Source organism: uncultured Nitrosomonas sp. (assembly GCF_902826915.1).
In the GTDB taxonomy this organism is placed as follows: domain Bacteria; phylum Pseudomonadota; class Gammaproteobacteria; order Burkholderiales; family Nitrosomonadaceae; genus Nitrosomonas.
In genome coordinates this window covers 1-24,524 of sequence record NZ_CADEGP010000050.1, presented here as the reverse complement: position 1 = coordinate 24,524, position 24,524 = coordinate 1, and the positions used below count along the sequence as shown (strand labels likewise).

At 40.7% G+C, this 24,524-nt stretch carries 28 protein-coding genes and 1 tRNA gene; 8 read left to right on the top strand and 21 right to left on the bottom strand.

The genetic code is table 11. From position 1 onward, the window contains the following. The first annotated feature begins 149 nt into the window (after positions 1 to 149). The 3 genes from QZV86_RS09725 to QZV86_RS09715 all read left to right on the top strand — a co-directional run bounded on the left by QZV86_RS09725 (position 150) and on the right by QZV86_RS09715 (position 2,136). Positions 150 to 404 (top strand): Rho-binding antiterminator, encoded by a 255-nt coding sequence (locus QZV86_RS09725; protein ID WP_295627049.1) that lies wholly within the window; start codon positions 150 to 152, stop codon positions 402 to 404. A 72-nt stretch (positions 405 to 476) separates the two neighbouring features. After that, complete coding sequence (gene mutY, locus QZV86_RS09720; RefSeq protein WP_295627046.1) at positions 477 to 1,550, top strand: A/G-specific adenine glycosylase; 1,074 nt, start codon at positions 477 to 479, stop codon at positions 1,548 to 1,550. A 10-nt stretch (positions 1,551 to 1,560) separates the two neighbouring features. Continuing rightward, positions 1,561 to 2,136 carry a 5-formyltetrahydrofolate cyclo-ligase gene (locus QZV86_RS09715; protein WP_295627043.1) on the top strand — a complete coding sequence of 192 codons (576 nt, stop codon included), beginning with the start codon at positions 1,561 to 1,563 and terminating at the stop codon, positions 2,134 to 2,136. A gap of 58 nt (positions 2,137 to 2,194) precedes the next feature. Here the strand turns inward: QZV86_RS09715 and QZV86_RS09710 are convergent, their stop codons facing one another. From QZV86_RS09710 to lptC, 8 genes are all read right to left on the bottom strand, one after another. After that, the gene (locus QZV86_RS09710; RefSeq protein WP_295627039.1) at positions 2,195 to 2,809 is read right to left on the bottom strand and encodes a flavin prenyltransferase UbiX; all 615 of its coding nucleotides are present in this window, start codon (positions 2,807 to 2,809) and stop codon (positions 2,195 to 2,197) included. 68 nt (positions 2,810 to 2,877) lie between these two features. Further along, positions 2,878 to 3,840: an HPr(Ser) kinase/phosphatase gene (gene hprK, locus QZV86_RS09705; protein ID WP_295627036.1), complete on the bottom strand. Its 963-nt coding sequence runs from the start codon at positions 3,838 to 3,840 to the stop codon at positions 2,878 to 2,880. Next, positions 3,827 to 4,294 (bottom strand): PTS sugar transporter subunit IIA, encoded by a 468-nt coding sequence (locus QZV86_RS09700; protein ID WP_295627033.1) that lies wholly within the window; start codon positions 4,292 to 4,294, stop codon positions 3,827 to 3,829. The genes hprK and QZV86_RS09700 overlap by 14 nt, the downstream gene beginning before the upstream one ends. Before the next feature lie 122 nt (positions 4,295 to 4,416). After that, positions 4,417 to 4,740 (bottom strand): ribosome-associated translation inhibitor RaiA, encoded by a 324-nt coding sequence (gene raiA / locus QZV86_RS09695; protein ID WP_292920122.1) that lies wholly within the window; start codon positions 4,738 to 4,740, stop codon positions 4,417 to 4,419. Positions 4,741 to 4,758: 18 nt separating this feature from the next. Then, a complete protein-coding gene (locus QZV86_RS09690) occupies positions 4,759 to 6,207 on the bottom strand; it encodes an RNA polymerase factor sigma-54 (protein ID WP_295627029.1) in 1,449 nt (482 codons plus the stop codon). Between the two features lie 54 nt (positions 6,208 to 6,261). After that, complete coding sequence (gene lptB / locus QZV86_RS09685) at positions 6,262 to 6,984, bottom strand: LPS export ABC transporter ATP-binding protein (protein WP_295627026.1); 723 nt, start codon at positions 6,982 to 6,984, stop codon at positions 6,262 to 6,264. A 39-nt stretch (positions 6,985 to 7,023) separates the two neighbouring features. After that, on the bottom strand, positions 7,024 to 7,554 hold the full coding sequence (gene lptA, locus QZV86_RS09680) for a lipopolysaccharide transport periplasmic protein LptA (RefSeq protein ID WP_295627023.1): 531 nt from the start codon (positions 7,552 to 7,554) through the stop codon (positions 7,024 to 7,026). Between the two features lie 11 nt (positions 7,555 to 7,565). Beyond that, positions 7,566 to 8,129: an LPS export ABC transporter periplasmic protein LptC gene (gene lptC, locus QZV86_RS09675; RefSeq protein WP_295627019.1), complete on the bottom strand. Its 564-nt coding sequence runs from the start codon at positions 8,127 to 8,129 to the stop codon at positions 7,566 to 7,568. 222 nt (positions 8,130 to 8,351) lie between these two features. On the opposite strand from lptC, the gene nadA reads away from it, so the two are divergent. The 5 genes from nadA (at position 8,352) to smbP (ending at position 13,125) form a co-directional block, all read left to right on the top strand. Next, positions 8,352 to 9,449, top strand: coding sequence for a quinolinate synthase NadA (gene nadA / locus QZV86_RS09670; RefSeq protein ID WP_295627052.1), 1,098 nt, complete (start codon positions 8,352 to 8,354; stop codon positions 9,447 to 9,449). 73 nt (positions 9,450 to 9,522) lie between these two features. Then, a complete protein-coding gene (clsB, locus tag QZV86_RS09665) occupies positions 9,523 to 10,695 on the top strand; it encodes a cardiolipin synthase ClsB (RefSeq protein WP_295627016.1) in 1,173 nt (390 codons plus the stop codon). A 50-nt stretch (positions 10,696 to 10,745) separates the two neighbouring features. After that, a complete protein-coding gene (locus QZV86_RS09660; protein ID WP_295627013.1) occupies positions 10,746 to 11,783 on the top strand; it encodes an L-threonylcarbamoyladenylate synthase in 1,038 nt (345 codons plus the stop codon). A gap of 15 nt (positions 11,784 to 11,798) precedes the next feature. After that, entirely contained in the window at positions 11,799 to 12,566 is a 768-nt protein-coding gene (locus QZV86_RS09655) for an HAD family hydrolase (protein ID WP_295627011.1), read from the top strand. Positions 12,567 to 12,756: 190 nt separating this feature from the next. After that, on the top strand, positions 12,757 to 13,125 hold the full coding sequence (gene smbP, locus QZV86_RS09650; protein ID WP_295627008.1) for a small metal-binding protein SmbP: 369 nt from the start codon (positions 12,757 to 12,759) through the stop codon (positions 13,123 to 13,125). Between the two features lie 50 nt (positions 13,126 to 13,175). Here the strand turns inward: smbP and QZV86_RS09645 are convergent, their stop codons facing one another. The 13 genes from QZV86_RS09645 to QZV86_RS09585 form a co-directional block, all read right to left on the bottom strand. Beyond that, positions 13,176 to 14,240: a peptidoglycan DD-metalloendopeptidase family protein gene (locus tag QZV86_RS09645; RefSeq protein ID WP_295627005.1), complete on the bottom strand. Its 1,065-nt coding sequence runs from the start codon at positions 14,238 to 14,240 to the stop codon at positions 13,176 to 13,178. A gap of 18 nt (positions 14,241 to 14,258) precedes the next feature. Then, positions 14,259 to 14,921 carry a protein-L-isoaspartate(D-aspartate) O-methyltransferase gene (locus tag QZV86_RS09640; RefSeq protein ID WP_295627001.1) on the bottom strand — a complete coding sequence of 221 codons (663 nt, stop codon included), beginning with the start codon at positions 14,919 to 14,921 and terminating at the stop codon, positions 14,259 to 14,261. Between the two features lie 46 nt (positions 14,922 to 14,967). Further along, the gene (gene surE / locus QZV86_RS09635; RefSeq protein WP_295626998.1) at positions 14,968 to 15,708 is read right to left on the bottom strand and encodes a 5'/3'-nucleotidase SurE; all 741 of its coding nucleotides are present in this window, start codon (positions 15,706 to 15,708) and stop codon (positions 14,968 to 14,970) included. A gap of 93 nt (positions 15,709 to 15,801) precedes the next feature. Then, a tRNA-Pro gene (locus QZV86_RS09630) sits at positions 15,802 to 15,878 on the bottom strand. 60 nt (positions 15,879 to 15,938) lie between these two features. Continuing rightward, a complete protein-coding gene (locus tag QZV86_RS09625) occupies positions 15,939 to 16,319 on the bottom strand; it encodes a MerR family transcriptional regulator (RefSeq protein WP_295626995.1) in 381 nt (126 codons plus the stop codon). Further along, on the bottom strand, positions 16,297 to 16,605 hold the full coding sequence (locus tag QZV86_RS09620; RefSeq protein ID WP_295626992.1) for an integration host factor subunit alpha: 309 nt from the start codon (positions 16,603 to 16,605) through the stop codon (positions 16,297 to 16,299). The genes QZV86_RS09625 and QZV86_RS09620 overlap by 23 nt, the downstream gene beginning before the upstream one ends. 149 nt (positions 16,606 to 16,754) lie before the next feature. Then, the gene (gene pheT, locus QZV86_RS09615; protein ID WP_295626989.1) at positions 16,755 to 19,121 is read right to left on the bottom strand and encodes a phenylalanine--tRNA ligase subunit beta; all 2,367 of its coding nucleotides are present in this window, start codon (positions 19,119 to 19,121) and stop codon (positions 16,755 to 16,757) included. Positions 19,122 to 19,170: 49 nt separating this feature from the next. After that, entirely contained in the window at positions 19,171 to 20,190 is a 1,020-nt protein-coding gene (gene pheS / locus QZV86_RS09610) for a phenylalanine--tRNA ligase subunit alpha (protein WP_295626985.1), read from the bottom strand. Between the two features lie 112 nt (positions 20,191 to 20,302). Continuing rightward, positions 20,303 to 20,662 carry a 50S ribosomal protein L20 gene (gene rplT / locus QZV86_RS09605; RefSeq protein WP_013647983.1) on the bottom strand — a complete coding sequence of 120 codons (360 nt, stop codon included), beginning with the start codon at positions 20,660 to 20,662 and terminating at the stop codon, positions 20,303 to 20,305. An 11-nt stretch (positions 20,663 to 20,673) separates the two neighbouring features. After that, entirely contained in the window at positions 20,674 to 20,871 is a 198-nt protein-coding gene (gene rpmI / locus QZV86_RS09600; RefSeq protein WP_292920156.1) for a 50S ribosomal protein L35, read from the bottom strand. A gap of 116 nt (positions 20,872 to 20,987) precedes the next feature. Beyond that, a complete protein-coding gene (gene infC / locus QZV86_RS09595) occupies positions 20,988 to 21,542 on the bottom strand; it encodes a translation initiation factor IF-3 (RefSeq protein ID WP_295626980.1) in 555 nt (184 codons plus the stop codon). A 52-nt stretch (positions 21,543 to 21,594) separates the two neighbouring features. Then, a complete protein-coding gene (gene thrS / locus QZV86_RS09590; protein WP_295626977.1) occupies positions 21,595 to 23,502 on the bottom strand; it encodes a threonine--tRNA ligase in 1,908 nt (635 codons plus the stop codon). 88 nt (positions 23,503 to 23,590) lie between these two features. Then, a complete protein-coding gene (locus QZV86_RS09585) occupies positions 23,591 to 24,346 on the bottom strand; it encodes a hypothetical protein (protein ID WP_295626974.1) in 756 nt (251 codons plus the stop codon). Between the last annotated feature and the right edge of the window lie 178 nt (positions 24,347 to 24,524).

Sequence of the window (24,524 nt, the reverse complement as noted above, 5' to 3'; positions counted from 1 at the left end):
CCTAGCATCTCTTGGGAAAACAAGGCAGATTCAATAACTAATTGTGACATAGCCTATGAATTGCTCTCAAATTCGCAAAAGCCTCATCAACTTGCGACAAGGATCGAGTATATTATGCTTTCTTAATATCATTAAAAGGATTGATAACTATGACTGAGGGCGCAATCTCGTGTGAACAGCATGATTTCGTGGAAGTTGCTTGCATGTATCGCTATCGACTCAAACTCGTTTTAAAAAACAGGCAGATGATCGAAGGCACAGCAATTGATATTGTTAATTCTCCAGAAAAACAGGAATGCTTGGTTATCGATAATGACTCAAGATTGCAAATCGAGTTAACGCAGCTTGTGAAAATGGAAGTGTTGACACCCAACGCCAAATTTCGCGAAGTTATCTTCGAGTAAACTATTGCCGAGAAAACCTGTATTTCATTGTTCCCAATACTTCAGTTATCGGAGCAGACTATCCCTGCCACTATGTCGACCTTCGCAGAACAATTAATTATCTGGCATGATCAACATGGCCGTCACCATTTACCCTGGCAAAAGAATCGTGACCCTTATGCAATCTGGCTGTCAGAAGTCATGTTACAACAAACTCAGGTCAATACGGTGATCCCGTATTATGCGCGATTCATGCAGGAATTCCCAACAATTAGCAGTCTCGCGCAGGCCCCGCTTGATGCGGTACTAAGTCTCTGGAGTGGCCTTGGCTATTACGCGCGCGCGCGCAATCTGCACGTAACAGCTCGCAAAGTGATGCATCACTATCAAGGACAATTTCCCTGCACACGAGAAGCTATTCAGCACCTACCTGGAATTGGGCGCTCCACAGCAGCCGCGATAGCCGTTTTTGCCTTTGGTCAGTGTGAAGCAATTTTGGATGGCAATGTCAAACGAATCTTTGCACGTTATTTTGGAATCTTCGGTTTTCCTGGAGAAACCAAAACTCAGAATTTGCTATGGAAGAAAGCCGAAGAATCGTTGCCAATCCACTATCATAATGGCAGGATTGAAACCTATACTCAAGCGTTGATGGATTTAGGCACTGCGGTTTGTACTCGGCGTGCTCCGCTATGTAAAGCTTGCCCGTTGCAATCAGAGTGTGTTGCGCTGAAAGAAAATCGTGTGGATCAGCTTCCCACCACCAAACCTCGCAAGCTATTACCACAGAAAGAAACCAACTTCCTGTTGTTGATGCAACAGCAGAATATACTGCTGGAACAAAGACCGGCTCCAGGCATCTGGGGAGAATTATGGTGTCCACCTGAAATTGGAATCGGAATAGATGTTATAACTTATTGCCAACACAATTTAAATATTGAAGTGCGAGCATTGATTGAGTTGCCCATACTAGACCATCAATTCACACATTTCAAATTACGCATACACCCGCAACTACTACAAGTAACTTCTTCAGAATCGCTGGCTACACTACCCAAATTTATTTGGACCAAACCATCCGATGCACTTGCAAAAGGAATTCCAGCACCCGTCAGGAAATTGCTAAAACAAACTTTTTTATCTAAATTTTCTCCGTACAGGATTTAAAAAAGAAATTATGGACGAGCTATCGGAATGGAAAAAACAGCAGCGTAAACAATTGATCTCAGCTCGCGAGAGCATTCCGGAGAAATCACATATGGAATGGAGTCAGGCAATTTCAAGTTTTCTTACACAAGAGTTGCCAAAACCGCAGAAAATGATTATTGGCATCTATTGTCCATTTCGCGGTGAATACGATCCGCGACTTATTACTCAGTATTTAACCCAACACGGCGCCACACTTGCACTACCAGAAATCATCGCCAAGGATAAACCATTACGCTTCCGTGAATGGTTACCGGACACACCGATGAAAAATGGTGCTTACGGTATCCCGATCCCAGTAGGCACCAAGATTGTCCGACTCGATGCGGTGATTATTCCAATGGTGGGATTTGATCAGCAGGGTTATCGGTTAGGTTATGGCAGTGGTTTTTTTGACCGCACACTCGATAGTTACCAACGACAACCACTCAGTATTGGCGTCGCTTTTGAAATACAGCGATTAGATAACATTTACCCACAACCACATGATATTTCGATGCATTATGTAGTTACAGAAGCAGGGAGCTTTCAAACTAAGAGTTATTAACTATCCCTCGTAATATCTCTTCAAAATGCTAATGGATAATCGTTTGAAATAACAGAAATTAGCTTTCAGCTCCCCAACGGGGAATTAGGGTATGCTTGACCTCCAGATGATCGAGAATTCTGGCAACAACAAAATCCACTATATCCTGTATCGTTTTCGGGTGATGATAAAAACCTGGATTGGCCGGAAGAATTACAGTGCCTGCACGCGCCAATTTGAGCATATTCTCCAGATGAATCGCTGAAAACGGCATCTCCCTAGGGACAATAATGAGCGATCGATTTTCCTTTAACGTGACATCGGCGGCACGCTCGATCAAATTTTGACTCATACCTGCAGCTATTGCTGCCAAAGTTCCCATGGTACAAGGACAAATCACCATTGCATCAGCAGGATTTGATCCCGAAGCAACGGGTGCAAACCATTCTTCACGTCCAAAAACATGCAATTGCCCTTCTTGAGCATGGAATTGGCGACCCAAAAAAGCTTGCGCTTCTTTAGCACTAGCAGGCAGTGTAAAATTCATTTCCTGTTGCGCGACAATCTGCGCTACTTTTGAATACAGCAAATTAACCTGTTTACCACTTTGCAACAACATCTCGAGTAAACGAATCCCATACGGCATCCCGGATGCGCCGGTCAGCGCCAAGGTAATTGTATGAGGATTTTCCATCGAAATTTATTTTAGGTCGAGAAATTACACTTAAAGTTTAACCATAAATAACTAAAGAAAAAGCTATCCTAACGCGGATCTTTCGCTTCTATTTGATGATTCATTTCTCGTTCATGTCGTTCGATAAACTCTTTCGTACCATCTATTCCACGCAATTGCAAGACATAATTTCGCACCGCTGCTTCCACCAGAACAGCCAAATTACGACCTGCTGCGACAGGAATAATTACCTTCGGAATATCGACGCTCATAATGTTCTCAGTAAGATCACTAATCGGCAATCGCTCTAATAAACCGGAGCCTGCTCCTCCACTATTTTGCAAATGTACAATCAGCTTCATATTTTTCCGGCGTCGCACTGCAGTTTCGCCGAAAATTGTACGGATATTCAGCATACCTAATCCACGCACTTCCAAATAATCCCTCAACATTGGAGGACAAATACCTTCCAATGTTTCTGGAGCAATGCGTCGTAATTCGACGACATCATCCGCTACTAAACCATGGCCACGACTAATCAATTCCAGAGCCAATTCACTTTTACCGACGCCACTCTCACCCGTTATCATCACTCCCACACCCAACACGTCTAAAAGCACACCATGCAAGCTACAAGATGGCGCCAACACGCTGCTCAGGTAAGTACGTATCAACCAGATTACTTCCAAACCGGGATAAGGAGAATGGAGCAACGGAATATTGAATGTGCTGGTCATATTGAAAATAGGTGCTGGTACTTCAGCATTGTCCGCAACAATAATACAAGCCAAGTTACTCTGCTGAGTAAGTTGATTGATTTTTTTCTCCAGAGAAGCAGCTTCCAATTTTTTTAAATAATGAATCTCGTCGATGCTAATTACCTGAATCCAATCCGGATGAATAAAATTTAAATGACCAATCATACCCTGACCTGATTGCGCAATCTTCTCATCGCTCAATTCAATAGCTCCGCCACTTTGTCCTGCAATCCAGGTAAGTTTAAGCTTATCCTTTTTATCGTCAAAGAGTTGAGCAATACTAATTCGCGACATCGGGCTTCCAATCAACAATAAGTTTATGAATCGCTGCAGCGTCTTTACACTGCAAAAGACTTTCACGAAATGGCTTATCACTAAACATTTGTGCCAATTCACTTAAAATCTGCAAGTGCTTGTCAGTCGCTTTTTCTGGAACCAGCAAAATACAAGCAATATTAACCGGCTGGCCATCAGGTGCATCAAAGGGTATCCCCTCTTTCATTGTCACCAAAGCAGCCACTGCTTCACGCAACCCCTTTATACGCCCATGCGGAATAGCTACACCTTGCCCCAAGCCAGTTGAGCCAAGTTTTTCGCGTGCAAACAAACTATCAAAAACCTGACTGCGAGCAATCTGATTCGTATTCTCAAACAATAATCCAACTTGCTCAAAGACACGTTTCTTACTAGTAACATCTAAATCGACAATAACATTTGAAGCGGGTAACAGTTGTGAAATTTGATTCATGAGAAATAAGGTTATTTCATTCAAACGACAATACCAGATGCAATATTTTGAACACAATTAAACAGCGTTCATGGGGATACATTATTTTTACCTGAAAAAACGGGATGCCTGAACAACTCGAATCATCCAAAATCTTGATCTTTCAATGAGCCATGATTCCGGCGCTCAAGATTCTTTTCTTTATGCTTGAGTATCTGTCGATCCAATTTATCCACCAAACTATCTATAGATGCATACATATCCTCACTGTCAGCTTCGACAAAAATATCTTTACCGCGCACATGTACATTTGCTTCAGCTTTTTGTTTAAGCTTTTCTACTGATAGAATGACGCTAACATCAATCACATGATCAAAATGACGTGTAACTTTACCGATTTTTGAGGTCACGTAATCTCGCATTGCTTCAGTAATTTCTACATGGTTACCAGTAAGTTTAAGGTTCATATTTTTCCTTTATTCTAATTAAATTGATTTACGAAGATTGGCTGCAGGAATCTGTAATGATTCCCGGTACTTCGCAATGGTACGACGCGCAACAACGATACCTTGTTGTTCAAGAATAGTCGAAATTTTATTATCGCTGAGTGGTTTCCTTGAATTCTCTTCCTGTATTAATTGCTTGATTAATGCGCGAATAGCCGTAGCTGAACAAGCCCCTCCCGAATCGGTAGAAACATGACTACCAAAAAAATATTTAAGCTCAAAAATACCCCGCGGAGTATACATAAATTTTTGTGTCGTTACCCGGGATACTGTTGATTCATGCAGATTTAATGTTTCTGCAATCTCTCTTAGCACAAGCGGACGCATCGCTACTTCTCCATGTTCAAAAAATTGCTGCTGACGCTCTACAATGACACCTGCAACTTTAAGGATAGTGCTTGAACGTTGCTGAATATTTTTAATCAGCCATTTCGCTTCATTTAATTGACTTATTAAACCACGTGAAGAATGATGTCCTTGTTTCAATATGTTAGCATATAGATGATTAATATTGAGACGTGGAATCGCACTCATATTAAGGTTTGCCACCCAAACTCCATTTCTTTTTACAACCGTGATATCAGGAACAATGTAACGTTCACCCTGGGAATTAAACTGAATACCAGGCTTAGGATTCAGATGAGTGATCAGTTTCTGGATAGCTTTTAAAGTTTGATCATCACATCCTAATGATTTTTTGACTTGCGCAAAATCGTGCGATGCAAGAACCTTCAAATACTCTTGCACAACTTTTATAGCTTGTATACGGTAGGTAACTTCACCTGGCAATGCTTGTAATTGCAATATTAAGCACTCCTTTAGATTACGCGCTCCCACACCGGGCGGATCATATTGCTGCAAGTACATGAGTGCGTTCTCCAAATCCTGCAGATCAATCCCTAACTCTGCAGGTAGAAAATCCACCAGCTCACCTAAATCCTGCAATAAATAACCATCGTCATCCAAGCTATCAATCAGCAGACCAATAATTTTTCTCTCGCGTTCAGATACTTGACTTAAGGATGCCTGAAAATTCAAATGGTCACGTAGACTTAGTGGCTTATCAGGAATCTGCAGCGCTTCACGATCATCATCTTCAAAGGTGTTGTAAGTAGAATTATTCTCTTGTAACCATTCAGCATCATGTTCAGAATTTTCTTCCGATGGTGCCTCGCCTTCAGGCTCGGTTACTTCAACTGAAGCGCTGTCAGAATCTGCAGAACTGGAAGATTCTACAGACTCAGGTGAATTATTCACCTCAGATAAACTCCAGTCATCACGCAGTTCCAATAATGGGTTTTCCTGCACAATCCTCTCGACTTCTTGATTCAGCTCAAGTGTTGACAACTGCAACAACCGTATGGATTGCTGCAACTGAGGAGTTAGCTTCAGTTGCTGAGTCAGTTTGAGTTGGAGTGTTGGCTTCATGATCCTGAGAAAACAACTGTTACTAAGCAATGCAACTTCAATTCCGTCCTTTGCTTACAATCGGAAATGCTCTCCCAAATAAACTTCTCTGACCTTTTCATTATCTATAATTTCTTCCGACCGACCTTTTGCAAGCACATGACCTTCACTGATGATATACGCTCGATCGCAAATCCCTAATGTTTCTCGGACATTATGATCAGTAATCAGAACGCCGATTTTTCGTTCCTTAAGAAAAGCAATCACTTTTTGTATATCTAGGACTGCAATTGGATCAACTCCCGCAAAAGGTTCATCTAACAAAATAAAACGAGGTTGCGATGCCAGAGCACGAGCTATCTCAACCCGGCGGCGCTCACCTCCCGATAAACTAATAGCAGGATTATTACGCAAATGACTGATATGCAAATCGTGTAATAAGTCATCTAAATGACGCTGTTTTCTATCTTCATCCAGATTCTGCAATTCTAATACTGCAAGAATATTTTCTTCGACCGTCAAACGCCGAAAAATGGATGCTTCCTGTGGTAAATAACTTAATCCAAGCTTTGCTCGCTGATGAATCTGCAACAAGCTTAAATCTTGATCATCCAAATAGATACCACCCCCATCAAGAGGCAATAGTCCAACAATCATATAAAAACAAGTTGTTTTTCCGGCGCCATTGGGGCCAAGCAAACCAATCACTTCACCGCTACTCAGTGAAAAAGAAACATCCTCCACTACCGTACGCGACTTATACCGCTTTTTTAAATTATTAGCCTTTAATTCACTCATACTATGCAATTACATCCGTCTTTAACTAGGCAGCTTAAATTATTCAGGTTTGTTTTTTGGTTGAATTGTTATTCGTACCCGCTTATCAGGCCCTGTTTCAACCCCACGCTCTTTACTACTAATCACCTGAAAAAACTCACTATTCATATCATAGGAAATATAATCACCCAACACTTCATCTTCACCACGTATTAACCGCGCCTGCCGGAACAATTCAATTTTTTCTGATTTACTATCGTACTCAGCCCGCTCACTCCAACCTTCAACATACTCATTCATTCGATCACGCTTCTGACGAAAACTGACAAGATTCCCCGTAGCTGTTGCATGACGAAATCCTTGCGAATCTTCTTTCATAATTACTTTGTCGGCATTAATGCGCAGAGTTCCCTGCGTGAGGATTACATTTCCGGTAAAAACACTGATCCGGCTGCCCTCTTTACGATTTACATCTTCAACAGTCGCACGATCTGCCTCCAAATGAATGGGCTTTTCACGGTCAGCTCGCTCAGCCCAAACAGTCGAAATAAAGAATAAACCCCAAAAACCTACAATCATTAGTAGCTTCATATATTGATCAATTAGTTATTAACAGCGCTTACTTTCGACATAAGCTGTATCTTTCCGATACGATTATTGAACTCTAAACCGGTCGCATGAATTATAGTATTCAATTTTGTAATGATCACAGCTTGCTCTGTCTTTACTAAATTTTCATCTGGAATAAGGTACAAAGAATCAGTATTGAGCGTTATCTTATTTTTGTCATCATCAGTGCCTCTGGTTGCGGATACATTTCCTGTTAAGTAAATATTTTCCCCTTTATTTTTTATTTCGGCCTGATCAGCATGCAAGCGCATGAGAGGGTTTCCTGGATCAATATTAATAAAATTTGTCTGTTCCAACTGAGTAACTTTCTCATCTAAATAATGAAGCAGTTTTTGTGCTGAAAATTCACGCTGAATGCCTCGTTCATGATCTACTCGAATACCAGACAAATCTTCTACAATGTAATCTGGATTCAGATACACATTATCATTTTTATTTTGTTCCAGCGGTCTGGTTAATAAATCCAACCAGAATGTTAGCAAAATCAAAATAATGAAAAAAATTAGTGGTGAGCTAAAATACGGATGCTTGCTCATTTAGAATTACTCGCTCTTTGTTCCGCAAATTTGAATTTGCGGTTACCTTTATTATTAATAATGTACTTTTGCAAAGTATATCAGAACACTAATTTTCATTTAATGTATCGGCTTTAGCAACTTTCTCGGCGGAGGCTTTCTAATTTGATAGGTGAATCCATATATTCAATTAGAATACTGTACATTACTTAATAAATCTTTAGGAAGAATACAATAATGACAATGCCTCAAGAAATTTTTGAATTCGAGCAATATGATCAATTGCAGGAAGAAGCGTGCGCACAGCGCATTATCGCAGCCAAAAAAACTCTAGGGAAACGTGCCGTTATCCTAGCTCACCACTATCAACGTGCGGATGTATACCGACATGCAGATTTGACGGGCGATTCCTTGAAACTTTCTTTTCTAGCTGCTCAAACCGATGCTGATTATCTAGTTTTCTGCGGGGTACATTTTATGGCTGAAGTTGCGGATATACTCTCGAGTCCAGAGCAAATCGCAATTTTACCCGATCTGGCAGCCGGCTGCTCTATGGCAGATATGGCCAATCTCTCAAATGTCGAACGAGCATGGCGAGAAATCTCGGAAATTCTGAATCCTGACGAAACAATCACTCCCGTCACTTATATCAACTCTGCTGCCGATCTTAAAGCTTTCTGTGGCGAGCACAATGGCATTGTTTGCACATCCAGCAATGCCAATAAAGTACTGCAATGGTCTTTCAAACAACGAGAAAAGGTGCTGTTTTTCCCTGATCAGCATCTTGGTCGCTGGAGTGGGCACCAGCTAGGTATTCCGCTAGAAGAAATGCCTGTGTGGAATTTTGACGAGCCCATGGGTGGATTAACACCGGAGCAAATTAATAAAGCAAAGATACTTCTATGGAAAGGACATTGTTCCGTTCACCAGATGTTTCAACCACAACATATTATCCGTTTTCGTAATCAATACCCCGATGGTATTGTCATTTCACATCCCGAATGTAATTATGAAGTTTGCAAAGCATCGGATTATGTGGGTTCAACCGAATATATTATTAAAACCATTGCTGCAGCAAAAAGCGGGACGCGCTGGCTGGTTGGCACCGAATTGAATTTGGTCAGCCGGATTACAGAAGAATTCAAGTCCCAGGGAAAAATTGTTCAGTTTATGTCGCCCATGGTATGCATGTGTTCGACCATGGCACGAATTGATCCACAACATTTGGCTTGGACATTGGAAAATTTGGTCAATGGCAATATCGTGAATCAAATCAAAGTACCGATTGAAGAAGCAGAACACGCAAGAATAGCATTGGATAGAATGCTGAAGATTTCATAATCATGCTTACCGATATCAGCAGTATATAATCGGAAGACCCGGTTGCCACATCCACAACGAAATTTATCCGTCAATGAAAAACATTCATTTTGTTGAAGGCAACCTGATCACCCTTTTGCACAACGGTGAGGAATATTTCCCGGAACTAGAAGCAGCAATAGAAAAGGCGCAATTTGAAATACATATTGAAACATATATTCTGGAATCCGATGCCATTGGCAGAAAAATTATAGCTGCTTTAAAACGCGCGGCACAACGTGGCTTATCTGTACATCTGCTACTTGATGGCTTTGGTTCACAAAGCCTCTCCACTGCAGAAATAGGCTCTATGCTGCAGACCGGTATTCAGGTACTCATATTCCGTCCAGAATTTATATTCTCAATGCCACGCCGTTACCGTCTGCGCCGGATGCACCGCAAATTGACCCTTATTGATGCTCAAATCGCTTATATCGGTGGAATTAATATCATTGACGATCAGGATAATCCCGAAAAACTGACGCCTCGTTTCGATTATGCTGTTGTTGTTCAAGGCCCACTACTGATTCAAATTCATAAGGCTGTGAAGCATTTATGGATGTTAGTCGCGTGGGCGCATTTTAAAAAACGCTGGGTCACTCCCAACCCTATAAAACCGACCAACAATTCATGTGGAAATCAGAAAGCTGCATTTTTAATTCGCGATAACTGGCGTCACCGTCGTGATATTGAACACGCTTACCTGGAGAGTATAAACCAAGCACAAACCGAAATTATTATTGCCAACGCTTATTTTCTACCTGGAAGAAAATTCATTAATGCATTGGAAAATGCTGCTCAACGAGGTGTCAATGTAGAACTCTTATTGCAAGGTAGAATTGAATATCGTCTACAATACCATGCAACTCAGGCGTTATACGAGAATTTATTGCAAGCCGGTATAAAAATTTATGAATATAATCGCAGTTATCTACATGCCAAAGTCGCTGTTATTGATCAATATTGGGCAACGGTAGGTTCATCAAATATTGATCCTTTCAGCTTGCTTCTAGCGCGCGAAGCCAATATATTCATTGCAGACTATCAGTTCGCCAGCGAGCTGAGAACAAGCCTAAAAACCGCAATTTTACAAGAATCCTTCCCAGTTACATCCGCAGACAAAGGCTTCTTTTCTTTGCGGAATTATGCAGTGAATTGGCTATGTTTTTATATCGTACGCTTGTTGCAAGGTGTGCTAGGTTACGATTGGTATGACAAAAAACCATAACCTATTAATCATGTTAAGTTTCATTTGAATTTAACATTCAAATCATATAGATGAAACAGACAAAGTACGCATTCATACAATCTGACTTATCGTCAGTTCAACTGAACCAAGTTATTATAGCCGCTCAAATTTTATGCGCAGGTGGTACAGTTGCCTTTCCAACTGAGACTGTATACGGTCTTGGTGCAGATGTTACAAATCCAGCTGCTGTTGATAAGATCTACAAGATAAAACAACGCCCTGCTGATCATCCACTGATCGTTCATATTGGCAATATTTCCCATATGCACTATTGGGCTCAGGCCATACCAGAGTCTGCATGGAAATTAGCCAATCACTTTTGGCCCGGACCTTTAACATTAATTCTCCCGCGCAATCATCGCATTCCTGATAATGTTACCGGTGGACAAGCTACCGTTGGGCTCCGGTTCCCAGCACATCCCGTTGCATCGGCTTTACTAAATGCATTAGGACCCAAAAAAGCCCTAGCTGCACCTTCGGCTAACCGTTTTGGTCGCATTAGTCCAACCTCGGCTGCGCATGTCTATCAGGAATTAGGTAGCACTATTGATATGATCCTTGATGGTGGATCCTGTGAAGTAGGCTTAGAAAGCACCATCGTCAGCTTCCACGATAAAACACTCCAAATACTGCGCCCAGGCAGTATTACGTTATCAGCGATTGAAGCAGTATTAAATAGCCCCGTCATACTTGCACACAATATCGATCAATCAATTAGAACATCTGGATCACTACCGGCACATTATGCGCCGACGACACCCTTAAGATTATATTCAAGTATACAAATCTGGCCGCATGCCCTGACATTAGCTAAAAAAGATTTGCGCGTTCTAGTCATCACTTGGTCAAATACTCATAAACCTAAATTCTCAGATCAATTTATCGAACAATTTTCCATGCCTGCAGACCCAATCATTTACGGCAAACAACTATATGCTAAATTGCGCCAGTTTGATCAGGCAGAATTTGATTATTTGCTGATAGAATCTCCCCCTGATCATCCCAGCTGGTTAGCCATAGCGGATCGCCTGCAACGTGCCAGTTATCATTCATCTAACAACAACTGAAATTAACTATCAATAATGAAGAATCAAAAGAAATTACAAGCTGTACTATTTGATGTTGACGGTACGCTCGCCGATACCGAGCAAGATGGTCATCGTGTTGCTTTTAATGCTGCATTTCAACAATTTAATCTCGATTGGAATTGGGACATTGATCTTTATGGCAAACTACTAGAAGTTACTGGCGGAAAAGAACGAATTCGCTATTACATGGAAAATTTTGTTCCTACCGAGCTCAATAGAAACGATGTCACGAATTGGATTGCTACTCTGCACAAAGTTAAAACCAAATACTTTGAATCACAGATGGAAACCGGCAGCATCCCCCTGCGTCCCGGTGTTGCACGGTTAATTCAAGAATTGCGACAGGAAAAAATAAAACTTGCGATCGCAACCACAACAACGATGGAAAACGTCACTTCCCTACTTAAATCCACATTAGGTGCAGAATCAATTGGCTGGTTTGACGTCATTGGTGCTGGTGACATTGTTCCACTGAAAAAACCGGCACCCGATATTTATCTTTGGGTCCTTAATCAACTTAATTTACCCGCCCAGCAATGTATCGCAATAGAAGACTCAGAAAATGGCCTGAAATCAGCACGCGCCGCACAAATCCCGACTCTGATCACAGTTAGCGGTTACACTAACCAACAAAGCTTTGATGGCGCTGTTGCCGTTCTGTCTGATCTTGGCGAACCAGCGAAATCATTCACTCACATACAAGGCACAACAATCACCAAGGGATGGATAGATTATGAAACACTCAACAGCTTAATGGATTAGCAATTAAAATACAAGCTGTTGATTATTGATGGTTAATTCAACCTTTCCAGACTATACAAAAAATATAAATCTTGCTTATCTCAAGCGATGCTATAACAGAAAATCGATTGTTATGTTATAAATGTCCATAGAATTATGCTATAGGCATATGGACAATGGATACTTTATTAATCGACATGGAGGTGGCATTATGGAATCCAGACAACCAAAAATCATTATCGCAGTTATAGTTATGTGTGCATTATCGCTTCTCTTCAGCTCCTCAGCGATCTCTGCATCAAATTCTAGCCACCATACAACTGAAGCTATAAAACACGCAGAAACTGCACGCATACATGGCAAAGCAGGACACGTCAACACCTTATTAGAATATGCACAGGAAAGCCTCACTCATGCAAAAGCTGCAGAAAAGGAGCTAGCAGCATCACATCAACGCATAACGGAGTCTATCAAACATCTGGAAAAAGCCATCGCCCGCGCTAAACAAGATGACTCTGAGGCAGCAACCAAACACACCCTACAAGCTCTAGAATATATGCGACACCCAGCTTCAGAGTGAGGCAGTAATAGTTTTTATGATTTGCTAATCTAGCTTTATCGCTCCCTCAGTTAGGATTGATTAGGTAGATATTCCAATGGATCAACTGGTTTACCATGTTTGCGTATCTCAAAGTGCAACTGGATCATATCTGTATCAGTATTTCCCATCTCTGCAATTTTCTGCCCACTTGCCACAGCATCCCCTTCTTTAACCAGTAGCCTACTGTTATGCGCATAAGCACTGAGAAATATATTGTTATGCTTGATAATGATCAGATTACCATAACCACGAAGACCATGCCCACTATAGACCACCTCACCTGCAGCCGAAGCCAATATTGGCTGTCCTGCCTGACCTGATATCTTCACACCCTTGGAATTCTTGGAAAAAGATGATAGTAATTTTCCTGTTGTAGGCCATATCCATTCAGCAACAGAATGACTAGCCAGAATATCCGATCTTGACGATTCCGGTTGGGGAGCAGCTTCAATTTTAGTATTTGCTGTCGCAGCAGGGGAAACCGGGAAAGACTGTGATGCGGACGGCAAGTTATTATTTGTTGGATATTGTAATCGAGCCACATTTTGTTCTGAGAAAGGCAATTTAAGAGCTTTTGGACTCGATTTTAGCTTATCAATATTAATATTTGCTGCGGAAGTTGCGAAATCAGAAGAATCTATGTCTGGTTTAATAGTTGCAGCTATCGGTTGCTGAGGTAAAGCAAACAATATAGGCTGTGAATCGCTTATCGGCGTAGACAAGCTAATTTTTTGCCCTAGTTTGATGGAGCTTGGATCAGTAATTCCATTCCATTCCGCTAATTTTTTGTAATCAATATTGTTTTTAAGTGCAATTCCATATAGGGTATCCCCTTGCTGCACGATATAAAATTGACCATCCAGGTTATTGGATTCAACCAACCTAGCTGACCTGACAGAATCGGCTTTCACACGATCGACGACTGGTACAGGCGGTTGTGTTGTACTACATCCCAACAGAAAAAGATAGGTAGCGAGCAGCAAATAAAAATTACATGTGCATGATCTTGATTTTCTTCCAATAAAAATACATAACTTAACGATACAATTACAGCTATCAGTATCGGTCAGTTTAATCATTGCGACATTTGTCATTTTATGTTCCCTGAACTACTATTTTTTTATAACCCCCCCCAACAAGGGGACAAAATTTACCTCTTCCAGTACAGTCTCATTATAACCTTGAGAATTCCGCTCGATAACACACAAATTCTGCTTCTGAGTTCCTTTCGGAAAAATCATTCTGCCACCAACAGCTATTTGCTCTAATAATGAAGTAGGAACATGTGTGGTTACAGCTGTCATGATAATACCATCAAATGGCCCAGCTTCTGCAAGTCCAAGTAAACCATCTGCATGTTTTAAATAAACATTCCTAACTTGCAATTCTTGCAATCGAATTCTGGTACGCGTTAATAATGGTCCAATGCGTTCTACCGAATATACTTTCTGTGCAATCTTTGCTAGTACAGCAGTTTGATATCCACAACCAGTGCCAATTTCCAACACTTTTTCTAAATTTGGATTTACACGCAATAATTCGCTCATACGTGCAACAATCCATGGACTCGAAATGGTTTGTCCATAATTTATGGGTAAAGCAACATCTTCGTAAGCTCTGCTTGCTAGAGCTTCTTCAACAAATATATGGCGAGGAATTGTACCCATCGCTGACAAAATCACTTCATCGGCAATTCCTTGTGCACGCAAACGCTCGATCATGCGCATACGCGTACGCTGAGAAGTCATACCAATTCCAGAATGACGCACATTCACCAATTAGTACCCACAAAAATTCATATCAGTTAAACATAGCAGGTACTTAATCTAACCACCTTGCCACGAGATCCAATTGATCATATCGGGTTAAATCAATTTGCAGCGGAGTCACTGAAACCCGGTCATTTTGAATTGCATAAAAATCTGTGCCTTCGCCCGCATCCTGTGCCGGACCGGCAGCACCAACCCAGTACATAACTTCACCACGAGGGCTTTGTGATTTGATCACTGGCTCAGCCTTATGGCGTCGTCCCAGTCGAGTAACTTCAACACCTTTAAGTTGCTGATAATCAATATCCGGCACATTAATATTTAACAAAACCGGGCTCTGAATTTCATTTTCTCTGAAGCGATTCACCATATCAGCTGCAACACGCGCAGCTGTCAAGTAGTTTCCATTAGATGCATGAACCAAAGAAACGGCAAATGAAGGAATTCCCAGTAAAAAACCTTCCGTAGCAGCAGCAACAGTGCCTGAATAAATCGTATCGTCACCCATATTAGCGCCTTGGTTAATGCCAGAAATGATCATATCAGGCATTACATCAAGCATACCTGTGACTGCCAGATGAACACAATCCGTTGGTGTTCCATTGACATAATAAAAACCATTATGAGATTTTTGCAAAGTGAGTGGACGATCTAGTGTTAAAGAATTACTGGATCCACTTCGATCTCTTTCAGGGGCGACTACTATAATTTCTGCCATTCTCGAGAGAAAATCAGCAAGGCAAGCAAGGCCGGGCGCAAAATAGCCGTCATCATTACTGAGCAATATGCGCATTTTATAAGTTACTGATTATCAATATATAGCAAAAAGGACATCCCCGCACATTAAACCTTGCTTCAATCATATTTACAGACACACTCAATCAAATGGTCGGGGCGAGAGGATTCGAACCTCCGACCACTTGCACCCCATGCAAGTACGCTACCAGGCTGCGCTACGCCCCGAATGCATAATTATAGCAAACAAAACACTCAAACTTTTGTGGCTATCACTGAAATGCTACTTTAAGAAAGCAACTGTGACCTAATGCTTTTAATTTCACATCGGACATAACTCAAATCCATCGTTGAAGAAAGAAAATTAATATTGCCTCCATCAGATGCATTTGATTTTGCAATCGTATCTTCTAGTTGATTCCGTGCGCCGTTGATCGTAAAACCTTGTTCATACAATAGTTCTCTAATACGGCGTATTAATAAAACCTCTTGGTGTTGGTAATAACGACGATTCCCGCGACGCTTGACCGGTCTTAATTGTGAAAATTCCTGTTCCCAATAGCGCAACACATGCGGCTTAACATCACAAAGCGCGCCAACTTCCCCAATAGTAAAATAACGTTTAGCAGGAATTGGCGGCAATGTATTATTTACTTTCTTGTTTTCCATGATAATTTTTCTCGACTAAGGCTTTTAACTTCTGACTAGCATGAAATGTCACTACACGACGTGCAGTAATCGGAATTTCTTCACCTGTTTTTGGGTTTCTGCCAGGACGTTGCGGCTTCGAGCGCAACTGAAAATTGCCAAAACCAGACAACTTAACACCCTCACCATTTTGTAAAGCAGTACGCACTTCCTCATAAAAAGACTCAACCATATCTTTTGCTTCACGTTTATTTAGTCCGACATTCTCAAATAATAGATCCGCTAATTCAGCTTTTGTTAATGCCATGCTTTACTCCTTTTAGTTATAATTTTTTGTAAATATCCTCAACATATGAGGCGGTTCATTAATTAGTAACGCTCTTAGAAAATACAGATTAATAATCTATCAAGACCATTAATCTGCGAAGTAAATTCGAGTATGAACCTTAACAAACATCAATTACGCAATTCGGCACCAAACTTATTTTTCAAAATTTTTATTAGGCTAGTTACTGCAAATTCCACCTGCTCATCTGTCAATGTTTTCTCAGTATCTTGCAACAATACACGGAATGCAAGACTTTTTTTGTTACTTTCCATACCTTTACCGCGATAAATATCAAATAACGATATATCCGATATAATCTGCGATTTCACTACCTGCATACAGGACAGCAATGAGTGTGCACTAACATCATTATCGACAATAATTGCAATATCTCGCCTTACGGGTGGAAATTTAGAAATTTCCTTAACAAACGGCAGAAGTTTTGGCTTCAAACTGTCTAAATCAAGCTCAAACAATATTGTATTTTTTTGTAAACCGTATTTCTTTTGCCAGCGTGGATGCAATTCACCAATCCATCCAATAATTTTTCCTTCATAATAAATTTCCGCCGATTTACCAGGATGTAATGCCGGGTGAAAGAATTTTTCAAAGTTAATAGGCTTACCTCGGCACAAAACTTCTACATCTGCTTTAATATCATAAAAATCAATGTTTCTTGCCGGCATTCCCCATTGCTCAAATGAAAAATCTCCATGGCTAAGCCCAGCAATCTTTTCTATTTGTTTACAATCATTTTCGTTTTCACGTATAAAACAACAGCCGATTTCAAACAAGCGTACCCTAACTTGCTTACGATTCAAATTAAACTGCAGGTTAGAAATTAAACCGCCTATTAACGTACTACGCATCACACTCATCTGACTTGCAATCGGATTCAGCAACGCAATTGGCTTATGATTATCTGTAAAATCAGCTTCCCAATCAGCGTCTACAAAAGCATAATTAATAACTTCCTGATAATCACGATCTATTAATGTTTTCTTAATTTCTATCGTGGAATATTGTGTTTCAGATGCTGATAACATTGCCATGCTGGCATGCGGATAATGGGTTGGAATATGATCGTAACCATAAATGCGCGCCAATTCTTCAATAAAATCTTCTTCTATCGTTAGATCAAAGCGATATGTTGGTGACATTACACTAAAACGTCCATCTTCTTCAGAGAATTTAAATCCTAGTCGCTTAAAATAATTAGCTATTTGCTCTTTATTGATGTCGATACCTAGCATCCGTTTTATTCGTTCAATACGCACATCTACTGAAGATCGCTGAGGTAATTCGTGTTTCATTTCAATTACCGTACCTGCCTGACCTCCACAAATGTTACGAATCAGGTATGAAGCACGTTCAAGTACACTTCTTGTTGCAGAAAAATCTACCCCGCGTTCAAAACGATAAGCCGAATCTGAACTAAAACCCAGGTGGAATGACTTGCCGCTAATTACATTAGGACTAAAAAACGCACTTTCTAAGAAAATATCGGTTGTGCCATGCGTCACACCACTCTCCAATCCACCCATGATGCCGGCTAACGCGAGTGGTTTATGCTCGTCTGATATTAAAAGCATCTCTGGAGTCAAATCTATTTGATTACCGTTCAGCAATTGAATTTTTTCCTGTGGTAATGCAAAGCGTACCCGGATAGATCCAGCTATCTTAGCCAGATTAAAGGCATGCAAGGGCTGACCTGTTTCCAACATTACATAGTTGGTAATATCAACTACAGAATTGATAGACCGTAACCCGCTACGTTCTAGTCTCTGTGCCATCCATAATGGCGTTGCCGCATTGAGATTGATATTTCGCAGTATCCGACCACAGTATAGTGGGCAAGCATCCGGAGTAGTTACGTGTACATTTAACGTATCATCAATTTCATTAGAAACAAATTCCAGTGCAAGCGGATGTAAGGCAGTATCCGTTATAGCCGAAACCTCTCGAGCTATACCTTGTACACTTAAACAATCAGCTCGATTAGGAGTCAAACTCAATGTAAAAACGCCATCCTCAAGTTCATAATAGCTACGAAAATCAGTGCCTACCGGCGCATCATTAGGAAGCAATAACAATCCATCCGAGACTTCACTAATACCTAATTCTTTCGCCGAACATAACATTCCAGAAGAGTCTATACCTCGCAACCTCGTTTTTTTGATTACAAAACCTGGCAAGGTTGCTCCGATCAGCGCGCAAGGCACTTTTACTCCAGCACTTACATTGGGTGCACCACAAACAATCTGCAATAAATCATTATCTAATTTTCCCGTCTTAACATTACAAACTGAGAGTCGATCTGCCGTAGGATGCTTCTCAACTGAAAGAACTTCTGCAACAACCACATTCTTGAACGCTGATGCTACTGGCTCAACATTTTCAACTTCAATGCCGGCCATCGTTAGCGTATGCGCAAGCTCGGCACTAGAACAAGGAGGATTAACAAAGCTTCGCAGCCAGATTTCAGAAAATTTCATGAGAATTTACAACTAATACAGTAAGTGTAAGTGCGTACATTTTTCGGATCTAATTAAACTGTCTAAGAAAGCGCAAATCATTTTCAAAAAACAATCTCAAGTCATTAACACCATACCTGAGCATCGTCAAACGCTCCACGCCTAAACCAAAAGCGAATCCAATATATCGCTCGCTATCAATCGCAACATGCTTTAATACATTGGGATGAACCATTCCACATCCGAGCACTTCCAACCAACCCGTATGACTACAAATTCGACAGCCCTCTCCATTACACATTACACAACCAATATCCATCTCAGCAGAAGGTTCGGTAAATGGAAAAAATGATGGTCTGAATCTTACCGGCAAATCATCACGTTCAAAAAATTGTGCCATAAAATTAGCCAGAATACCTTTTAAAGCAGAAAAATTGGCATTCTCATCAATCCATAAGCCTTCCACTTGGTGAAACATTGGTGTATGCGTCACATCAGAATCACATCGATAAACTCGGCCGGGCGCAATCACCTTTATTGGCGGCTTATTGTTCTGCATATAGCGAATTTGAACCGGTGATGTATGTGTTCGTAGCAAATCACCATTATCGATATAAAATGTATCATGCATAGCGCGAGCTGGATGATTTTCTGGAATATTCAATGCGGTAAAATTATAAAAATCTGTTTCTATTTCAGGCCCTGAAACCACATTGAAGCCAATTGAATGGAATAGCGCCTCAATACGTTGCAAAGTCTGTGTTATGGGATGCAGTCCACCAACACCATGTCCTCTACCCGGCAAAGTGACATCTAACGCTTCTTCCGTCAGTTTTACTTCTAGCTCTTTGGCTTGAATTGCACCACGTCGATTTCTAAGCGTTCCCTCTAATTGAATCTTTGCTTCATTAATTTGACCGCCTATAATAGGGCGTTCTTCAACTGGAAGCTTTCCTAGCCCTTTGAGTAATTCAGTAAGAATACCATTCTTGCCGAAATAACGCGCTTTAACATTTTCCAATTCTGTAGCATCTTCAATGCTGTTCATCAAACTTTCTGCTTCAGAAATAATTTCTTTCAGATTTTCCATACCAATTCAGCGTTGAGAATTAAGATTTATTTTTCACTTCATTATTATTTTCATAAGAAAAAGGGAGGCTCAGGTTTTACCCGACCTCCCATCAGTATTTTATCGCTATTAATTATGTCGCCAAACTAGCTTTGGCTTGTTCTACGATTTTCTCAAAAGCACTCTTATCAAACACAGCCAAATCAGCCAATACTTTTCTATCCACTTCGATACTAGCTTTTTTGAGACCATTCATAAATACACTATACGACAAACCACATTCACGAGCAGCTGCATTAATCCGCGCAATCCATAAAGCTCTAAATTGTCTTTTACGCTGACGGCGATCACGATATGCATACTGGCCTGCCTTCATAACAGCTTGTTTTGCTATACGATAGACATTCTTTCTACGTCCTCGATAGCCTTTGGCTAAATCTAATATTTTTTTGTGCCGCGCATGAGCGGTTACACCACGTTTTACTCTAGGCATGTTTACTCCTGTTATGCGTAAGGCATCATAGTGCGGATAGCGGCTTCATTGGTGAAATGAACTTCCGTTACACCTCGTAATTGACGTTTATTTTTTGTTGTTTTTTTTGTTAATATATGGCGTTTGAAAGCTTGCGAGCGCTTAATACTTCCACTTGCTCTAAACCTGAAGCGCTTCGCAGCTCCGCTCTTGGTTTTCATTTTGGGCATAAAATACTCCTCATTTAACATGAAACCAGGTGCTTTCATGATAGAAAAACTTTACAGACCTGATTATCACTTATTTTTACATTCAATTACAAAAAGTTACTCAAGATCAACACTGCTTACGTTGATGTCAGTGTGTCTTCCTCGGCTACTTTTGATTTATCTGCCTTCGTATCTTTTCTTTTAGGAGATAGTACCATAACCATCTGTCGTCCTTCCATTTTAGGAAATTGTTCCACTATCGCAAAGGACTCTAAATCATCTTTCACACGTTCGAGTAAGCGCATACCAAACTCTTGATGCGCCATTTCACGCCCACGAAAACGCAACGTTACTTTTACCTTGTCGCCTTCATTCAAGAAACTTATTAGATTCCTTAACTTAATATTATAGTCACCTTCATCCGTATTTGGTCTAAACTTAATTTCTTTAATCTGGACTTGTTTCTGCTTTAATTTCGCATCGTGCTTTTTCTTGCTTTCTTGATATCGAAACTTGCCATAATCCATCAATCGGCAAACTGGTGGTTGCGCCGTTGGAGCAATCTCAACCAAATCAACTCCCGCTTCCTCCGCTAAGGCATTTGCATTTGCAAGTAAAACAATACCAACTTGCTCTCCATTCACACCAATCAAACGCACTTCCGGCACATCGATCTCTTCATTGATGCGCACTGATTTATCCTGAACTATGGCACATTCTCCAAAATTAGTTAACTAAAAGAAATCACACTCTTGACGAACGCTCTTCATTAAACCGAACGAGGAAGTCTAACAATGTCATTTGACCAAGATTCTCACCTGCTCGATTACGAACAGCGATTTTATTTGCTCGCACTTCCTCATCTCCAACAATAATTTGATACGGAAGTTTCTGCAAGCTATGCTCGCGAATTTTATAGGTTATCTTCTCATTTCTCAAGTCTAAACTCGCTCTGACACCATTATCTCTTAACTGAGCAGTTACTTCCTTCGCATAATCCATCTGTGTGCGAGAGATGTTTAACACAACAACTTGTTCAGGCGACAACCACAAAGGTAATACGCCCGCATAATTTTCTATCAATATCCCGATGAACCTTTCCATTGAACCAAGTATAGCTCTATGCAGCATGACCGGCACTTGGCGTGAGTTGTCTTCAGCTACATATTCCGCACCCAAGCGATCAGGCATTGAAAAATCTAATTGCAATGTGCCACATTGCCACACACGGCCAATACAATCTTTGAGGGAAAATTCAATTTTTGGACCATAAAACGCACCTTCGCCTGGTTGTCGCTCCCAATCCAATTTAACTTCATTGAGTGCAGCTTCAAGCGCAGCTTCTGATTTATCCCACTGTGCCTCTGATCCAACGCGCTTTTGCGGGCGAGTTGAAAGCTTTATCAAAATTTCTCGAAAACCAAAATCTGCATAAACAGTTTTCAATAAATCAATAAATCCCACAACTTCTTCTTGAATCTGATCTTCAGTACAAAAAATATGCGCATCGTCTTGCGTAAAAGCACGCACTCGCATAATTCCATGCAACGCTCCTGATGCTTCATTACGATGACACGAACCAAATTCAGCGAATCGGATCGGCAGCTCACGATAACTTCGCAAACCTTGGTTAAATATTTGCACATGACCAGGACAATTCATCGGCTTAATGGCAAAATCGCGTTCATCTGAATGAGTCGTAAACATATTTTCACGAAAATTCTCCCAATGTCCTGAGCGCACCCACAAATCCTTATCCAGAATTTGAGGCGTTCGTATTTCGTGATAGCCATTTTTATTTAGGATATCTCTCATATACTGCTCTATTTGCTGCCATAGCATCCATCCTTTGGGATGCCAAAACACCATACCTGGCGCTTCATCTTGCGTATGAAACAAACTCAGTTGCTTACCAATTTTCCGGTGGTCTCTTTTTTCAGCCTCTTCTAATCGATGCAAATAATTTTTCTGATCATCCTTATTAGTCCACGCGGTTCCGTAGATGCGTTGTAGCATTTCATTGTTTGAATCACCACGCCAATAAGCCCCTGCAACTTTCATCAGTTTAAAAATTTTTATTTTTGAAGTGGCGGGCACGTGTGGTCCGCGACAAAGATCAGTAAAATCACCCTGAGAATAAACTGACAAATCTTCATCACCCGGTATTGATTCAATTATTTGAGCCTTGTAGTGTTCGCCTTGTTGCTTAAAAAAATCAATTGCTTTAACTCGCTCCAGTATTTTTCGTTCTATTTTTAAATCTCGTTTACTGATTTCAATCATGCGCCTCTCAATCGCGGCTAGATCCTCAGGAGTAAATGAACGCTTATAAGAAAAATCATAATAAAACCCCTCCTCAATTACTGGCCCAATAGTCACCTGCGCTTCCGGGAACAATTCTTTTACCGCATGCGCCAACAAATGAGCACAAGAATGTCTAATAACTTCTAATCCTTCACTATCCTTTTCTGTAATAATCGCCAAATCGCTATCGCCTTCAATTTGACAACCTAGATCAACCAGCTTCCCATTGATTTTTCCAGCGATAGCTGCACGTGCGAGGCCTGATCCAATAATCATAGCAACATCCATCACACTAACAGGATGATCAAAAGTGCGCTCAGACCCATCCGGCAAACGAACAACAGTCACAAATATTCCTTCAAGTAAATCATATTTAACAAAAATGATATGTTATAAATTATCTCATAACACCGAAAAATTCTGCTCGGGCTTAGGGTTATTTCTCAAGTGATGTTTTATACCAGTTATTCATTTTTTGCAAACCATTTAGAATCTTCGGCGCAAAACCAATAGCTACTGCATCAACCAAGCAATACCACGCTGCAACCCCACTAGGCGGGTTTCCTTGGGTCCAATTGAAAACTGGTTCAATAGATGCCCATTTCCAAGTTCCTGCTGCTGTTCCAATAATCTCAAGCCATGTGCAAATAAAAAAAGCGCCCAGATAAACCATCGGTGACCTCCCTTTGAATAAGCAAATAACAAAAATACAAAATAAAAAAGCGCCTACTTGATCGCCTTGCTCCGGCATCCCGCTAATACCCCAGAGCGACCATAATCCACCCGATACAATAACAAAAATTGCCAATTCTTTTGCATACATCAAAAAGAATCTTGAGCGAGAGAGAGCCACTGCGGTCAAATAAACCATTCCATGTCCAGGTGGAACATACAATGGTACATTTCCAAATCGATAGGTATAGCCTTCCATGTAAATGGAAGCAAAATGTTCACCTGCAGTCGCAAATGCTACCGCGACTACAACTTGCATGCGCACTTCTTTATTCTCACCAATTAGTAATCCAAACAAAAAAATCCAAGCTATAACTCCCATCATGTTCTGAGTTTCATAACTTGCGCTACCATCGATTACTAAACTTACAGCCACACAAAAAAAAGTAAATCCAGCAATAAAGTAATCTCTATTTCTATGTGGATAAACAACATCCGGTCTTGGAAAATGATTCAACATACAAAACCTCAACGAATAAAAAGCCCGCCATAGGCGGGCTATTCAAGCAATGTCCATTATATCAATATCTAACAAAGTAGATTTTAGAACATCCTTATCTAAAAGATGAATTACTCATTCTCATCCTCGTCATCACTTTCGTCATCATCACCACCACTATCTTCACTTTCTTCTTCTT

Excerpts from the sequence above, each read along its gene's own strand:
- QZV86_RS09725 (WP_295627049.1), top strand. The coding sequence starts at position 150 with ATGACTGAGGGCGCAATCTCGTGTGAACAGCATGATTTCGTGGAAGTT.
- mutY (WP_295627046.1), top strand. The coding sequence starts at position 477 with ATGTCGACCTTCGCAGAACAATTAATTATCTGGCATGATCAACATGGC.
- QZV86_RS09715 (WP_295627043.1), top strand. The coding sequence starts at position 1,561 with ATGGACGAGCTATCGGAATGGAAAAAACAGCAGCGTAAACAATTGATC.
- QZV86_RS09710 (WP_295627039.1), bottom strand. The coding sequence starts at position 2,809 with ATGGAAAATCCTCATACAATTACCTTGGCGCTGACCGGCGCATCCGGG.
- hprK (WP_295627036.1), bottom strand. The coding sequence starts at position 3,840 with ATGTCGCGAATTAGTATTGCTCAACTCTTTGACGATAAAAAGGATAAG.
- QZV86_RS09700 (WP_295627033.1), bottom strand. The coding sequence starts at position 4,294 with ATGAATCAAATTTCACAACTGTTACCCGCTTCAAATGTTATTGTCGAT.
- raiA (WP_292920122.1), bottom strand. The coding sequence starts at position 4,740 with ATGAACCTTAAACTTACTGGTAACCATGTAGAAATTACTGAAGCAATG.
- QZV86_RS09690 (WP_295627029.1), bottom strand. The coding sequence starts at position 6,207 with ATGAAGCCAACACTCCAACTCAAACTGACTCAGCAACTGAAGCTAACT.
- lptB (WP_295627026.1), bottom strand. The coding sequence starts at position 6,984 with ATGAGTGAATTAAAGGCTAATAATTTAAAAAAGCGGTATAAGTCGCGT.
- lptA (WP_295627023.1), bottom strand. The coding sequence starts at position 7,554 with ATGAAGCTACTAATGATTGTAGGTTTTTGGGGTTTATTCTTTATTTCG.
- lptC (WP_295627019.1), bottom strand. The coding sequence starts at position 8,129 with ATGAGCAAGCATCCGTATTTTAGCTCACCACTAATTTTTTTCATTATT.
- nadA (WP_295627052.1), top strand. The coding sequence starts at position 8,352 with ATGCCTCAAGAAATTTTTGAATTCGAGCAATATGATCAATTGCAGGAA.
- clsB (WP_295627016.1), top strand. The coding sequence starts at position 9,523 with ATGAAAAACATTCATTTTGTTGAAGGCAACCTGATCACCCTTTTGCAC.
- QZV86_RS09660 (WP_295627013.1), top strand. The coding sequence starts at position 10,746 with ATGAAACAGACAAAGTACGCATTCATACAATCTGACTTATCGTCAGTT.
- QZV86_RS09655 (WP_295627011.1), top strand. The coding sequence starts at position 11,799 with ATGAAGAATCAAAAGAAATTACAAGCTGTACTATTTGATGTTGACGGT.
- smbP (WP_295627008.1), top strand. The coding sequence starts at position 12,757 with ATGGAATCCAGACAACCAAAAATCATTATCGCAGTTATAGTTATGTGT.
- QZV86_RS09645 (WP_295627005.1), bottom strand. The coding sequence starts at position 14,240 with ATGACAAATGTCGCAATGATTAAACTGACCGATACTGATAGCTGTAAT.
- surE (WP_295626998.1), bottom strand. The coding sequence starts at position 15,708 with ATGCGCATATTGCTCAGTAATGATGACGGCTATTTTGCGCCCGGCCTT.
- QZV86_RS09625 (WP_295626995.1), bottom strand. The coding sequence starts at position 16,319 with ATGGAAAACAAGAAAGTAAATAATACATTGCCGCCAATTCCTGCTAAA.
- QZV86_RS09620 (WP_295626992.1), bottom strand. The coding sequence starts at position 16,605 with ATGGCATTAACAAAAGCTGAATTAGCGGATCTATTATTTGAGAATGTC.
- pheT (WP_295626989.1), bottom strand. The coding sequence starts at position 19,121 with ATGAAATTTTCTGAAATCTGGCTGCGAAGCTTTGTTAATCCTCCTTGT.
- pheS (WP_295626985.1), bottom strand. The coding sequence starts at position 20,190 with ATGGAAAATCTGAAAGAAATTATTTCTGAAGCAGAAAGTTTGATGAAC.
- rplT (WP_013647983.1), bottom strand. The coding sequence starts at position 20,662 with ATGCCTAGAGTAAAACGTGGTGTAACCGCTCATGCGCGGCACAAAAAA.
- rpmI (WP_292920156.1), bottom strand. The coding sequence starts at position 20,871 with ATGCCCAAAATGAAAACCAAGAGCGGAGCTGCGAAGCGCTTCAGGTTT.
- QZV86_RS09585 (WP_295626974.1), bottom strand. The coding sequence starts at position 24,346 with ATGTTGAATCATTTTCCAAGACCGGATGTTGTTTATCCACATAGAAAT.